Origin of the sequence: Aeromonas sp. R2-2, assembly GCF_040908355.1 — a bacterium.
GTDB classification, from domain to species: Bacteria; Pseudomonadota; Gammaproteobacteria; order Enterobacterales; family Aeromonadaceae; genus Aeromonas; species Aeromonas veronii.
Window position 1 is genome coordinate 20021 of record NZ_JBFODQ010000031.1, and the last position, 13054, is coordinate 33074.

The 13054-nt window shown below is 60.2% G+C and carries 11 protein-coding genes; 8 read left to right on the forward strand and 3 right to left on the reverse strand.

The features are described 5' to 3' along the window. Window position 1 precedes the first annotated feature (1 nt). A complete protein-coding gene (gene dhaM, locus AB5Z09_RS05805) occupies window positions 2–718 on the forward strand; it encodes a dihydroxyacetone kinase phosphoryl donor subunit DhaM (protein ID WP_368194831.1) in 717 nt (238 codons plus the stop codon). A gap of 132 nt (window positions 719–850) precedes the next feature. Then, on the forward strand, window positions 851–1933 hold the full coding sequence (locus AB5Z09_RS05810) for a glycerol dehydrogenase (RefSeq protein ID WP_368194832.1): 1083 nt from the start codon (window positions 851–853) through the stop codon (window positions 1931–1933). Between the two features lie 94 nt (window positions 1934–2027). Here AB5Z09_RS05810 and dhaR read toward each other — a convergent pair whose 3' ends face one another. Continuing rightward, window positions 2028–3929 carry a dihydroxyacetone kinase operon transcriptional regulator DhaR gene (gene dhaR, locus AB5Z09_RS05815; RefSeq protein WP_368194833.1) on the reverse strand — a complete coding sequence of 634 codons (1902 nt, stop codon included), beginning with the start codon at window positions 3927–3929 and terminating at the stop codon, window positions 2028–2030. A 604-nt stretch (window positions 3930–4533) separates the two neighbouring features. On the opposite strand from dhaR, the gene AB5Z09_RS05820 reads away from it, so the two are divergent. After that, complete coding sequence (locus AB5Z09_RS05820; RefSeq protein ID WP_368194834.1) at window positions 4534–5412, forward strand: hypothetical protein; 879 nt, start codon at window positions 4534–4536, stop codon at window positions 5410–5412. Window positions 5413–5762: 350 nt separating this feature from the next. Here the strand turns inward: AB5Z09_RS05820 and ydiK are convergent, their stop codons facing one another. Beyond that, entirely contained in the window at window positions 5763–6848 is a 1086-nt protein-coding gene (ydiK, locus tag AB5Z09_RS05825) for an AI-2E family transporter YdiK (RefSeq protein ID WP_047437873.1), read from the reverse strand. Continuing rightward, window positions 6845–8233: a phosphatase PAP2 family protein gene (locus AB5Z09_RS05830; protein ID WP_368194835.1), complete on the reverse strand. Its 1389-nt coding sequence runs from the start codon at window positions 8231–8233 to the stop codon at window positions 6845–6847. The genes ydiK and AB5Z09_RS05830 overlap by 4 nt, the downstream gene beginning before the upstream one ends. Before the next feature lie 185 nt (window positions 8234–8418). On the opposite strand from AB5Z09_RS05830, the gene AB5Z09_RS05835 reads away from it, so the two are divergent. From AB5Z09_RS05835 to AB5Z09_RS05855, 5 genes are all read left to right on the forward strand, one after another. Further along, complete coding sequence (locus AB5Z09_RS05835) at window positions 8419–8799, forward strand: hypothetical protein (protein WP_005340143.1); 381 nt, start codon at window positions 8419–8421, stop codon at window positions 8797–8799. 256 nt (window positions 8800–9055) lie between these two features. Beyond that, complete coding sequence (gene hslR, locus AB5Z09_RS05840) at window positions 9056–9454, forward strand: ribosome-associated heat shock protein Hsp15 (RefSeq protein WP_005340141.1); 399 nt, start codon at window positions 9056–9058, stop codon at window positions 9452–9454. A gap of 77 nt (window positions 9455–9531) precedes the next feature. Next, window positions 9532–10416: an Hsp33 family molecular chaperone HslO gene (gene hslO / locus AB5Z09_RS05845; protein WP_005340140.1), complete on the forward strand. Its 885-nt coding sequence runs from the start codon at window positions 9532–9534 to the stop codon at window positions 10414–10416. Between the two features lie 149 nt (window positions 10417–10565). Further along, the gene (gene pckA / locus AB5Z09_RS05850) at window positions 10566–12191 is read left to right on the forward strand and encodes a phosphoenolpyruvate carboxykinase (ATP) (protein WP_005340139.1); all 1626 of its coding nucleotides are present in this window, start codon (window positions 10566–10568) and stop codon (window positions 12189–12191) included. Window positions 12192–12384: 193 nt separating this feature from the next. After that, window positions 12385–13050: a GntR family transcriptional regulator gene (locus AB5Z09_RS05855; RefSeq protein ID WP_005340138.1), complete on the forward strand. Its 666-nt coding sequence runs from the start codon at window positions 12385–12387 to the stop codon at window positions 13048–13050. Window positions 13051–13054: the final 4 nt, after the last annotated feature.

Here is a 13054-nt window from a genome sequence, read left to right on the forward strand (position 1 = left end):
CATGATCGGAATCGTAGTTGTCTCTCACAGCGCCCAGCTGGCGGCCGGCTTGAAAGCGCTGGCCGACCAGCTCGGCAGCCCGGCCCGATTGCTGCTGGCGGCCGGGGTCGATGACCCCGACCACCCCATCGGTACCGATGCCATCGCGGTGATGAGTGCGATTGAAGAGGCGGACGACGGCAGCGGCGTGCTGGTGCTGATGGATTTGGGCAGCGCCCTCTTGAGCGCCGAAACCGCCCTAGAACTGCTGCCCCCGGAGCTGAGCGCCCGGGTACGGCTCTGCCCCGCCCCGCTGGTCGAGGGTACTCTGGCCGCCGTGGTAGCGGCCGGTTCCGGCCTGACGCTGGATGAGGTAGCCGCCGAGGCGCTCGGCGCGCTGGGCCCGAAACAGGCGATGCTGCCAGCCAGCGTGGCGCAGGCCGCCACCGAGACAGCCCCCGTTGCCGACGACGGCTGGCTGCGCTGCGTGGTGGTGGTGGATAACCCCCACGGCCTGCATGTGCGCCCCGCCGCTCGGCTGGTGGCCGCCCTCAAGCCATTTGCCGCTGAACTCAAGTTGCAAAAGGGGGACAAAGAGGCCAATCCCCGCAGCCTGACCCGGCTCGCCATGCTCAACGTGCGTCAGGGCGACCAGCTCACCCTGCTGGCGCGCGGCGAGGATGCCACCGCCGCACTGACCTGCTTCCAGCAGCTGGCCTCCGAGCGCTTCGGCGACTGACGCCGCACACCACTGTTTCAAGGGGCTGCACTCGCTCGCAGAGCCTGTGCAGCTTCATTCAAGACGAAGGAGTCCCCGGCACAGCCGCCCCTTCGCCCCGATTCTTAATTCATAAAGAGAGAGGGATAAAAAATGGACCGCATTATCATCAGCCCCAGCAAATACGTGCAAGGCAACGGGGCCCTCGCCAATATCGGCAACTACGTCAAGGCGCTCGGCAGCAAGCCGCTTATTCTGGCCGACGCCTTCGTCACCAAGCTGGTGGGCGATACCGTGGCCACCAGCTTCCACGGCGCGGGGATCAAGCCGGAGTTCGACTGCTTCAACGGCGAATGCTCCCGCCCCGAGATCGACCGCCTGCTGGCCCGCTGCAACCAGACCCCGTTTGACGTCATCATCGGCATCGGCGGCGGCAAGACGCTGGATACCGCCAAGTCGGTCGCCTTCTACCAGAAGGTGCCGGTGGTCATAGTGCCCACCATCGCCTCCACCGATGCCCCCACCAGCGCGCTGGCGGTCATCTACACCCCGGAAGGCCAGTTCAGCGAATACCTGATGATCCCGACCAACCCCAACATGGTCATCATGGATACCGGTGTGGTCTCCCGCGCCCCGGTGCGGCTGTTGGTCTCCGGCATGGGGGATGCGCTCTCCACCTACTTCGAGGCGCGCGCCAACAAAGTCTCCGGTTGCCAGACCATGGCCGGTGGTGACTCCACGCTGGCGGCGCAGGCTATCGCCGAGCTCTGCTACAAGACCCTGCTGGCCGATGGCTACAAGGCCAAGCTGGCGGTAGAGCAGAGGCTCTGCACCAAGGCGGTGGAGAACATCATCGAGGCCAACACCTACCTGAGCGGTATCGGCTTCGAGAGCAGCGGTCTGGCCGCAGCCCACGCCATCCACAACGGCCTGACCCAGCTGGCCGAGTGCCACCACCTCTATCACGGTGAGAAAGTGGCGTTCGGTACCCTGGTGCAGTTGGTGCTGGAGAACGCCCCGATGGCGGAGATCGAGACGGTGCTGGGTTTCTGCCGCTCGGTGGGCCTGCCGACCAACCTGCATATGATGGGGGTCAAGGAGCTGGATATGGCGCGCCTGATGGAGGTGGCCAAAGCCTCCACCGCCGAGGGCGAAACCATCCACAACATGCCGTTCAAGGTCACTGCCGAGGATGTGCTGGCTGCCATCGTCACCGCCCACCAGTTGGGGCTGTAATCGCGCCACTGCTGACCTAGCCATATAAGACGGCCCCGCCACTGCGGGGCCTTTTCATTTTCTGCGGGCCGGTTGGCAACGGCCTTAATAACCGTCAGCCGTGATAGTCGGCGGGATCGATCTCGAGCAGTTTGAGCCGCCGCCAGAGGGTGGTGCGACTGATACCCAGATGCTGGGCCATCTGGCTCACCTGCCCCTTGCAGGCGTGAGCGCAGCGCAAGATGGCTTGCCGCTCCAGCTCCGCCAGCGTGAACAGCGGTTGCCCCACCACCTCGTCTGCCACCCGCTGATAGCCGTGCCGAATGGCGGCGGGCAGCGCCTCGGGCGGGATCGGCCCCTGACCGACGTGAAGCAGCGCATGCTCGACGGCGCTGCGCAGCTCCCCCAGATTGCCGGGCCAGGGATAGGCGAGCAGGCAGTCGAGGGCCGCCGGACTGAACTGGCGCACCGGCTCGCGCCCCTGCGCCCCTAGCTGCTGGCTGATAAGGCCCGGCAGATCCGCCGCGCGCTCCCGCAGCCCCGGCAGCCACAGCTCGCACGCCTGCAAGGCATAGAGCAGCTGGCGGCCAAACAGCCCATCCTGCACCAGTTGTTCCAGCGGGGCGCTGCTGGTGGCGATGATCCGCACCTTGAGCGGCAGGATGCGGGCCGAATCGAAGCGCTGGATGCGGCCGGTCTTGAGCAGTTGCAGCAGCGCCGCCTGCATGGGGGCGGAGAGACACTCCACCTGCTCCAGCACTAACGTGCCACCGTGGGCCAGCTCGAACTTGCCCGCCCGCTCTTGCCCCGCTTCGTCGGAACCCATCAGCTCCAGCGCCATCCGCTCGCTCGGCAGCGCCTTGCAGTTGAGGGTAATAAGCGGCCCGGCGGCCCGTTCGCTGCCAAAGTGGATCGCCTCCGCCAGCTGGGCCTTGCCCACCTCCTCCTCGCCGCGCAGCAGGATCGGCCCCTGACTCTGGGCCGCCTGCCGGGCGTAGCGCAGCAGCTTGCGCATGGCGCTCGACTCCCCCACCAGCGCCGACAGCTCGGGCACCGTCTGGCGCAGCTGGTGAATGGCCCGCAGCCGATCGACCGGGTGCAGCAGGGCGATAAAGCTGACCCCCTCCGGCCCCGGCAGCGGCTTGAGGCTCACCAGCGCATTGATAAACTCCCCCTCCTGCGCGCCAAGCCGCTCCAGCGTCACCTCCACATGACTCAGTGGCGTCTGCCCCCTGATGGCCAGCTGCAACCGCTGGGGCAACAGCAGGTGCTGCTCCAGCGGCTGGCCGAGACAGAGCGCCGGATCGAGCCGCAGCCGGTTGGCAGCCAGCGCGTTGAGGTAGCGCAGCCGCCCCTGCGGGTCCCAGGCCAGCACGCCGTCATCCATGCCATCGAGCAGGGCGTAAAGCTCGCTCAGGTGGTGCTGGGACTCCTGCATCAGGGTCTCCATCTGCAGCAGATGGGCCAGCTCGCGCCCGGCGCTGACGGTGAGCGCCAGATCGCCGGCGCTCGCCTCCTCCACCTTGCAGATCAGAGCGATGATGGCCACCTGACGGCCATTGCTGTTGTAGACCGGGCTGGCGCAGCTGTGCCATGGGTGCAGGGTCTGGTTGAAGTGCTGGGGGCCGCTGACGCAGAGCGGCACTCCCTCCAGCGCCGCCAGATTGATGGCATTGGTGCCGATGCGCCCCTCGCTAAAAAAAGCGCCGGGGCCGAAGCCCAGCGCTTCGAGTTCTGCCAGCGTATCGGGATGGCCGGTACGGGCCAGCAAACAGCCGCTCTCGTCGGTGAGCAGCAGGGCGCAGGGGCGCCCCTCCATAAATTCGTAGAGATCTTCGAGGGCCATCTCGCCGGTGGTGAGCAGGTCGCGCTTGCGCTGGCGCAGGCTCTGCAAGGTCTGCCCCTTGGCGCTGTGAGGCGGATGCCAGAGGGTGGCACTGGTCTGGTGGGCGCAGCGCAGCCAGGAGGCCTGCAGATAGTCAGGCCAAGCGAGCAGGGGCTGAAGGTCAGATGGCATGGTCACAGCAATATCCGGCAAGATGTGAGCCGACCATTTAACCACGCCAGCGACCCCGATTCAGTGACCTGCCTCAGAGGGTGGCAACCCCGCTTTGCTCTTGGTCGGGTTCGCCCCCGAATTTGGCGACAAGGTCGCCGCCGGTGGCGGTGGCATTCACTGCATCACCCTGCACCAGCCTGCCTGACCCTCTCCTACCCACTGATAACCTGGGGCGTTGCCACGCCCCGGGTTATTTATCCTCGCCCATTTCTGTTGACCACAAGCCCCTGAACCAGCCGCCGTTCCACATCTTGGCCAGCAATACCATATGGGGTATCACCGCGATCACACTCCCGAGCTATTCAAGAAGCTGAGACTGCGAGGCGCTTTCCATTGCCGCCCCTTAAGTGTATTTTTGCTCACTAACGAAAAGCAGAGCCAAAGGGGAATGTTGAGCGAACACGTTCAGCCCCTGAGATTGGCGGCAATGTTGTGATTTAAAATTACTTTTTGCGGAAAGCAGGACGAGGCAGAGTTATATGGAAGGCTCTATTAATGGATTACTACCACCTTCCATCCAACACTAGTTATGCCTCGCCCTAATTTTAATAATAGGTTCAATATGGTTACAAAAGAAAATGCACGTAAGTGGTTAGAATATAGAGATCGAGGAATCGAACCTACACGCTACAAAAGTCGAACTATTGTATATTCCAGCAATTCGATCGAACAAGATCTAAATTTTAAATTAGAAACATATGAAGTGAAATTAACTTCTTGCTTTAATCAAAGAATCCCGCATGAACTTGGTATGAAATATGACCCTGCGTTTGTATGTGAAGTTATTGTGGGCCCCTCTCAGCACCAAGGAGGCGGCAATTTCGATATCGAGAATATACTAGATCAAATCCTTACTTGGCTTGAGTTTGATTTTGATATTGGTCTTTCCTATGAAGCATGGGAAGAATACGAAGGATCTTGGCTACCAAGTATTAGTGGCGCGTGTTCGGTTTCTTCTCAATCGTGTTATAAGGCCCTCCCTAAAAGGGACTTTGAAGCTTTTTTAAAGAAATATGAAACAGCAAAATCATTAAACTCCAAGAAAGCAAAAAAGATTGTAAATATACGCAAGTATTTACAAGAGGGGCTGAAACTGAAGGATATTTCTGCAAATTATAGTTTTATGTCCTTTTATAAAGTAGTGGAGATTGTAGCTGATGACCTAGCATCAACTCAATACTGTGAAACTAGTAGTTCAGTTGTAAAGGAAATGGTTAGCTTCAAGCTGCTAAGTCGGGGGAGCCAAAGAGCTAAAATATACTATTTGCTGTCAGCATTAAATAATGAATTTGAAAAAGATGAAATGGTATATCTGGCTGATATACGAAATGAATTGGCGCATAATGATCATCTGGTATCGCATGACAAATTGAGGATGTGTCAAAAGCTAGCGTATTGGGCGGCTGAAAACTACGTGTCCATATTGGCATCTACGGCATAACAAAACATTTAAACCCGTAGGTTCGATTAGCCGTCAGGCGTAATCGGACGTTCGCGTAAATCAATTCCCCCCGCTATAACGGCTACTCGAATTTCCCCTCTGCCAGATGCCGCTGACTCATGGATACAACCGGGACAGCGGCATCTCGATCGTCCGATTACGCTTCGCTAATCGAACCTACATGAGACGGTAATATGTGGGATATGCAGGTTGGCGCGGATCTACCAGCCTGACACTATCGCCATAATCGCAATCACCACAAATAACAGAGCCGCCCTTATGGGCGGCTCTTTGTATCAGCGATGGATGGCTGATTCATCTTGTTACCGAATCGTCTTTTTACTGAATCGTTATTGGGCCTTGGGCGGTTCCACCGCAGCGGCCGCCGGTTGGTCATCTTCCTTGATCCAGGCATCCAGCAGGGTGTAGCCCACCGCCAACACGACCGGGCCGATAAAGAGACCGATGATCCCCATGGTCAGCAAGCCACCGATTACCCCCACCAGAATCAGGATCAGCGGCAAGTCGGCGCCCCGCTTGATGAGGAAGGGGCGCAGGAAGTTGTCCATGGTGCCCGCAATCAGTGACCACACCAGCAGGAAAGTGCCCCAGGTGGTGTCGCCGCTCCAGTAGAGGTAGCCGATACAGGCCAGCAGCACCGGGAAGGGGCCGATCTGGGCGACGATCAGCAGGAACATCACCACCACCAGCACCATGGCGTAGGGGATACCGGCAATCAGCAGGCCGACACCGGCCACCGAAGATTGCACCAGCGCGGTCACCACCACCCCCATCGCCACGGCGCGGATCGCCTGTGAAGCGAGCACGGTGGCATTGTCACCACGCTGGCCCGCCAGCCGGTGGGCGAAGCGGCGAATGCCGGTCGCCACCACTTCACCCGAGTGATAGAGCACACCGCAGATACCGACCGTCAGCAGGAAGTGAACGAACAGCAAGCCAAGATTACCGGCCTGAGAGGCCAGCCAGCGGGCGGTCTGGCCAAAATAGGGGGCCAGCTTGGCAAACAGCACCTGACCACCGCTCGCCAGAATTTGCTGCCAGAAGTCATAGAGCTTGTCGCCCACCAGCGGGATCTGTTGCAGCCAGAGCAGCTCCGGCGGCGGTGACTGGCTGATATGGGTACCCAGCTCGATCAGCATGGGCGCCTTCTCCGCCACATTGGCCAGCGTCATAAAGAGCGGGATGACGAACATCAGCAGCAGCACCAGCGTCATAAACAGTGCTGCCAGGGTGCGCTTGCCCCACAACAGGCGCTGCACCATCAACATCAGCGGCCAGGTGGCGATGGTGATCATGGTGGCCCACACCAGCGCAGGCAGGAAGGGCTGCAACACCAAGAAACAGGAGATAATCAGGATGCTGAGAAACAGCACCCCCAGGGTTATCTTGGCCAAATCCACTTTTTTCACATTCATAGAGTTCCCTTGTCAGAGCCGTTGCCCTTGGGTCGTGTGTCGCATTTCAAGAAAGAGAGTATCCACCAGAGGCCAGCGCTCAACCAGAGCCCCAGCCCGAAAAAGAGCACAAACTGACCAAGCAGTATGGCCAGCGAACTGCTGGTCAGCAGCGGCAGCGCCCAGAGCCCCGCCCCTATCACCGCGCCCCCCACCAGGGTGACCGCGCCGGTCACAATGGGGGGATAACCGCCGCGGGTCAGGGTAAGCAAACCGCCAACCCAGATCCCGAGGGCCGCCAGCCCGATCCCGGCCAGATGGGCCGACTGGGTCAGCCCCCCGAGCGCCAGTGCAGATGCAATCAGCAGCAGCCAAGCCGCCGAATGCCTGTCGGCACGCCAGCAGGGACGCGCGGCCAGCAGCAAGGCGCCAATCAGCAGGCCAACCGCCACGTCGGAGATAAAGTGCACCCCGAGCCAGACCCGCGCCAGACCTGTGGTCAGCGCCAGCAGCACAGCCAGCGAATAGGCCAGCCCCCGCCGGGCAGGCCAGAGCCAGCCAAGCAGCGCCCCCCAGAACAGCAGGGCCGAGGCGGTATGGCCGCTCGGCATGCCAAAACCTTGCGCGCTCTGGGTTGCCAGTTCAGGTTGCAGATGGAAGGGGCGCGGCCAGCCAATCCCCTCCTTGCTTGCCTGCACCAGCAGCCCGAGCCAGAGCATGGCAAAGAGCAGCTGACGCAGCCGCGGCCACCCCAGCAGCGGGAGCAGCAAAGGTATCAGGGCAAGCTGAAAGCCGCCTGAACCAAACAGATTGCTGACCAACAGCCACCAGACATCGGGCCCCAGCCACTGTTGCAGGCGCATCATCAGCGGGATCTCGGCCTGATGCAGCGCATTGTCCTGCGCCACGAAATCGGCCTGCCAGCGCACCTCGCTCTCCGGCACCTTATCCAGTCGGGATTGCAGCCAGTCGAGCTGATCCGGGAAACGGCGCTGCTCGCGGGGGAGCTGGTCGATGGCGATCAGCCGGGCGTTAAGGATCTCTCCCCCCAGATTGGGGGCCTTCAGGATGGAGACAAACGCAGTGTCTTGCTGCGCGACAATCGGTTCCAGCGTGCGACAAGCGAAGATAAGCGCCCGCTGCCAGCGGCCCAACTCCTGCACCACCTCCCCCCGCAAGCCGGTCTCTTCATAGAGTTCGCGCAGCGCCGCCTGCTCGGGGCGCTCGTCGCCATCTATATAGCCGCCGCTCAGGCTGTAGCGGGAGGAGATGCGATCCTGCACCAGCAGCAGTTGATCCTGATGACGGATGGCACAGGCCGCCGCCGAGGGAGCCGCCGGTTCGGCACTCAGGGCTGGCAGAGCGGCAAACAGCGCCAGCAAGAGTAAAAAGAGTGTTCTCGACATCAATTTGCTTTCCCTATGCACAATGGCGACAAGCCTCCCAGAAATCAGATAGTTGGGCAACGGTAGCGGCCGGATCGCCGCCGTTCCCGCCGCGCTGGCGGTGCACGGAAGATTGCGATGAAGCAGGGCACTCCCTACTATTGGCGGCTATCTTCAATTTCATGCAGCAAACGCTGGAGCCCTCCATGAGACAGTTCGGCTTTTTCCTCGGCATCGCCATCGGTGTCATTTTGATCCTGTTCGGCAGCATCGTCATCTTCCAGGCGCTCCCTGCCGCACTGGATGTACTGGAGATGCCAAGCCGCATCCCGTTCGTGCGCGAGGTCTACACTTGGCTGATGACCAGCGCCAACGGCCTGACCGCCCAGCTGGAGCAGAACTTCCTGGAAGCGTTCCAGACCGTGCTCAAGCTGATCCTGCTCATCACCTTCATGTGGGTCTGCGTCAAGCTGGTCAACATGGGGGTGCTGATTATCCGCGCCGGGGTTGATCTGATCCGCACCGCCATCGCCCACAGCGAAGGCCCCCACGACCAGAAGAAGCCGGATCAGCACGATCACTTCTGACTGAGCCGTGGTCAACGGATGTGAACGCTGCCGCCCCCAACCGGGGCGGCAGTGTTATATGCGCGGTATGAAGGCCCTTCCCAGCCCCCATGGATACCCGATAAAGCAGCGGCTTTCCCTTGTGAATCAGCAAACTGCCCATATGTTGCATCACCTTGACATGGTTTGCGCCCCGCGCGGCGGCTGCCCGGTTTCTATCCCGACCCCGTGCTCTGGTATAATCGACCACCTCTTTTCCCCGTTATGGAGCCTGTTCATGCCCAATCATGCAGAAAGTGCCCTCGAGGTTCGTCTCGACAAGTGGTTGTGGGCGGCCCGTTTCTACAAGACCCGCTCCATTGCGCGGGATCAGATAGACGGGGGCAAGGTGCACTACAATGGTCAGCGCAGCAAACCGGGCAAACAGGTGGAAGTGGGTGCATTGATCCGCTTCTGGCAGGGGCAGGACGAACGCGAAGTGCGGGTGCTGGCCTTGAGCGAGCAGCGCAAATCGGCACCGCTGGCCCAGCAGCTCTATGAAGAGACCGCCGAGAGCCTGAAAAAACGGGCCGAGAACAGCGAGGCGCGCCGCTTCAACAGCCAGTTTGCCCCCAGCCCCGAGCGCCGCCCCGACAAGCAGGAGCGACGCCAGTTGCTCAAGGTCAAACAGTACTGACCGACCCCGATTTGATACCGGGCTGGCATCAACCCCAGCCCGCCCGATTTACCTCACCGAAAAGCCAGGAATACATGATGAGCAACCAAGATCTGCTGTATCGCTATCTGTTTGAAGAGTACGAAGTGCGTGGCGAGCTGGTCCAGCTGGATCACACCTACCGCCACGTGGTGGAAGCCCAGAACTACCCGGTGCAGGTGCAAAAACTGCTGGGCGAGCTGCTGGTCGCCACCAGCCTGCTGACCGCCACCCTCAAGTTTGAAGGCTCCATCACGGTGCAGCTGCAGGGCGATGGCCCGGTGCGTCTAGCCGTGATCAACGGTGACAACAACCAGCAGCTGCGCGGCGTGGCCCGCTATGAAGGCGAGCTGCCGAGCGATGGCAAGCTGCAGAGCCTGATTGGCAACGGCCAGCTGATCATCACCATCACCCCGGAGCAGGGCGAGCGCTATCAGGGCATCATCGCGCTGGACGCCGACACCCTGGCAGGCTGCCTGGAGCACTACTTCGCCCGCTCCGAACAGCTGGCCACCAAGCTGTGGATCCGCACCGGCTACCACGAAGGTGCGCCGCGTGCTGCTGGCATCATGCTGCAGGAGCTGCCCGCCCAGAGCGAGGATCACAGCAACGATTTCGATCACCTGACCCAGCTCACCAGCACCATCAAGGATGAAGAGCTGTTCGGCCTGCAGGCAGAAGAGATCCTCTACCGTCTCTACCATCAGGACAAGGTGCGGGTGTTCGATCCGCAGGCGGTCGAGTTCCGTTGCACCTGCTCCCGCGAGCGCTGCGAAGGGGCCCTGTTGCAGATAGAAAAGGAAGAGGTCATGGAGATGGTGCAGGAGCTCGGCAAGATCGACATGCACTGTGATTATTGCGGCGCCCAGTACCAATTTAATGGGATCGATGTCGAAACCCTGTTCAGCAGGGCTCCCGGCAATGATGCAAACCAGTTACACTAATTAAAGGCGGGCAAAACCCGCCTTTAACTTTAATAACAAAAAAATACCCTATTTTATAAAGTTTGATGGCGATCGCTAAACTCTACCACCTAAGTGATAGGATGACCGTCAGATAGAACCCTACCAACCTCTGAACCCAGGAGAATACAATGACAATCGTGGCAGAACCCACCCTGGCCCAACAATTAGGACTGGACCAGTACGGCATCAAAAACAGCCAAGAAATCGTTCGCAACCCCTCTTACGAGCAGCTTTTCGCAGAAGAGACACGCCCTGACCTGGAAGGGTTCGAGCGCGGTGTGGTGACCGAGCTGGGCGCCGTCAACGTAAACACCGGTATCTTCACCGGTCGCTCCCCGAAAGATAAATATATCGTCAAAGATGCCACTACCCAGGATACTGTGTGGTGGTCTGACCAGGGTAAAAACGATAACAAAGCCATTACCCCGGAAGTGTGGTCACATCTGAAAGGGCTGGTCACCAAACAGCTCTCCGGCAAGCGCCTGTTTGTGGTCGATGGTTTCTGCGGTGCCAACCCGGATACCCGCCTGGCCGTGCGCATCATCACCGAGGTGGCCTGGCAGGCACACTTCGTGAAAAACATGTTCATCCGCCCGAGCGATGAAGAGCTGAAAACCTTCAAGCCTGACTTCGTGGTGATGAACGGTGCCAAGTGCACCAACCCGAACTGGAAGGAGCAGGGTCTCAACTCCGAGAACTTTGTTGCCTTCAACATGACCGAGAAGATGCAGCTCATCGGTGGCACCTGGTACGGTGGCGAGATGAAGAAGGGCATGTTCTCCATGATGAACTACTTCCTGCCCCTGCGCGGCATTGCCTCCATGCACTGCTCCGCCAACGTGGGTCAGGACGGCGACGTTGCCATCTTCTTCGGCCTCTCCGGCACCGGCAAGACCACCCTCTCCACCGATCCCAAGCGTCAGCTGATCGGCGATGACGAGCACGGCTGGGATGACCACGGCGTGTTCAACTTCGAAGGGGGCTGCTACGCCAAGACCATCAAGCTCTCCGAAGAGGCCGAGCCGGACATCTACCACGCCATCCGTCGCGATGCGCTGCTGGAGAACGTGACCGTTGCTGCCGATGGCACCATCGACTTCGATGATGGCTCCAAGACCGAGAACACCCGCGTCTCCTACCCCATCTATCATATCGACAACATCGTCAAGCCGGTCTCCAAGGCAGGTCACGCCACCAAGGTGATCTTCCTGACTGCCGACGCTTTCGGCGTGCTGCCCCCGGTCTCCAAACTGACCAAGGAGCAGACCAAGTACCACTTCCTGTCTGGCTTCACCGCCAAACTGGCCGGTACCGAGCGCGGCATCACAGAGCCGACTCCGACCTTCTCCTCCTGCTTCGGCGCAGCCTTCCTCTCCCTGCACCCGACCAAGTACGGTCAGGAGCTGGTGAAACGGATGGAAGCGGCAGGTGCAGAGGCCTATCTGGTCAACACCGGCTGGAACGGCACCGGCAAGCGCATCTCCATCAAGGATACCCGCGCCATCATCGATGCCATCCTGGATGGCTCCATCGAGAAGGCCGAGACCAAGGTGCTGCCGATCTTCAATCTGGAGATCCCGACCGCGCTGCACGATGTGAACCCGGCGATCCTCGACCCGCGCGACACTTACGCCGACAAGGCCGAGTGGGATGCCAAGGCCGTCGATCTGGCAGGCCGTTTCATCAAGAACTTCGAGCGCTTCACCGATAACGATGAAGGCAAACGTCTGGTTGCGGCAGGCCCGCAGCTGTAACAGGCTCGCTTCGTATCAGTGACATCATGCCGGTCAGCCACGCTGACCGGCATTTTTATTTTTGTGGAGCGCCGAACGCCGCCATCGCTCCCGTTAAAGGGGCCAAAACCTTGCCTTTGCCTATTGTGACAGGTTAGATTCAGCCAAACTTTATACAATATACAATTCTGTAACGCCCAATCGTGACCCGACCATGACCCCACCCTACAAGACCCGAACCCAGATGGTGATGGAAAACCTCCGTGGCCGGATCCTCCGTGGGGAGTTCCCCGCTGGCGCCCCCTTGCGTCAGGATGCCATTGCCAAAGAGCTGGCCGTGAGCCGCATCCCGGTGCGCGAAGCCCTGATGCAGCTGGAAGCGCAGGGGCTGGTGAAGTTCGAAGCCCATCGCGGCGCCGTGGTCACCATGCTGGACGCCTCGGCCATTGAAGAGCTCTTTTATTTGCGAGCGCTGCTGGAAGCCGATACCCTGTTTCACGCCGTCGACAAGATGACGGAAGCCACCTTCGCGCAAGCGGAGGCGATCCTCGCCCAGTTTGATCATGCCCTGGAGTCAGGCACCCAGATCGAACATTGGGCCGAGTTGAACCACAGCTTTCACGCCACCCTCTATCAGGCAGCCGGTCGCCCCCAGGCACTTGAACTGATCGCCCAGATCAATCTGAGCTGTGACCGCTATGTCCGCTTCGAGCTGCTGTTTGCCAGCGACGGGGTGGACAAGGCGGAGCGTGAACACGCCCAATTGCTGGAACTGTGCCGCGCCCGGCGCAAGCACGAGGCGGTGGTGCTGCTCAGGCAGCATATCGAAGCGGCAGGTCAGTCGATCAAGCGGATCCTGGCCAGCGGCCATAAAAACTGAACAC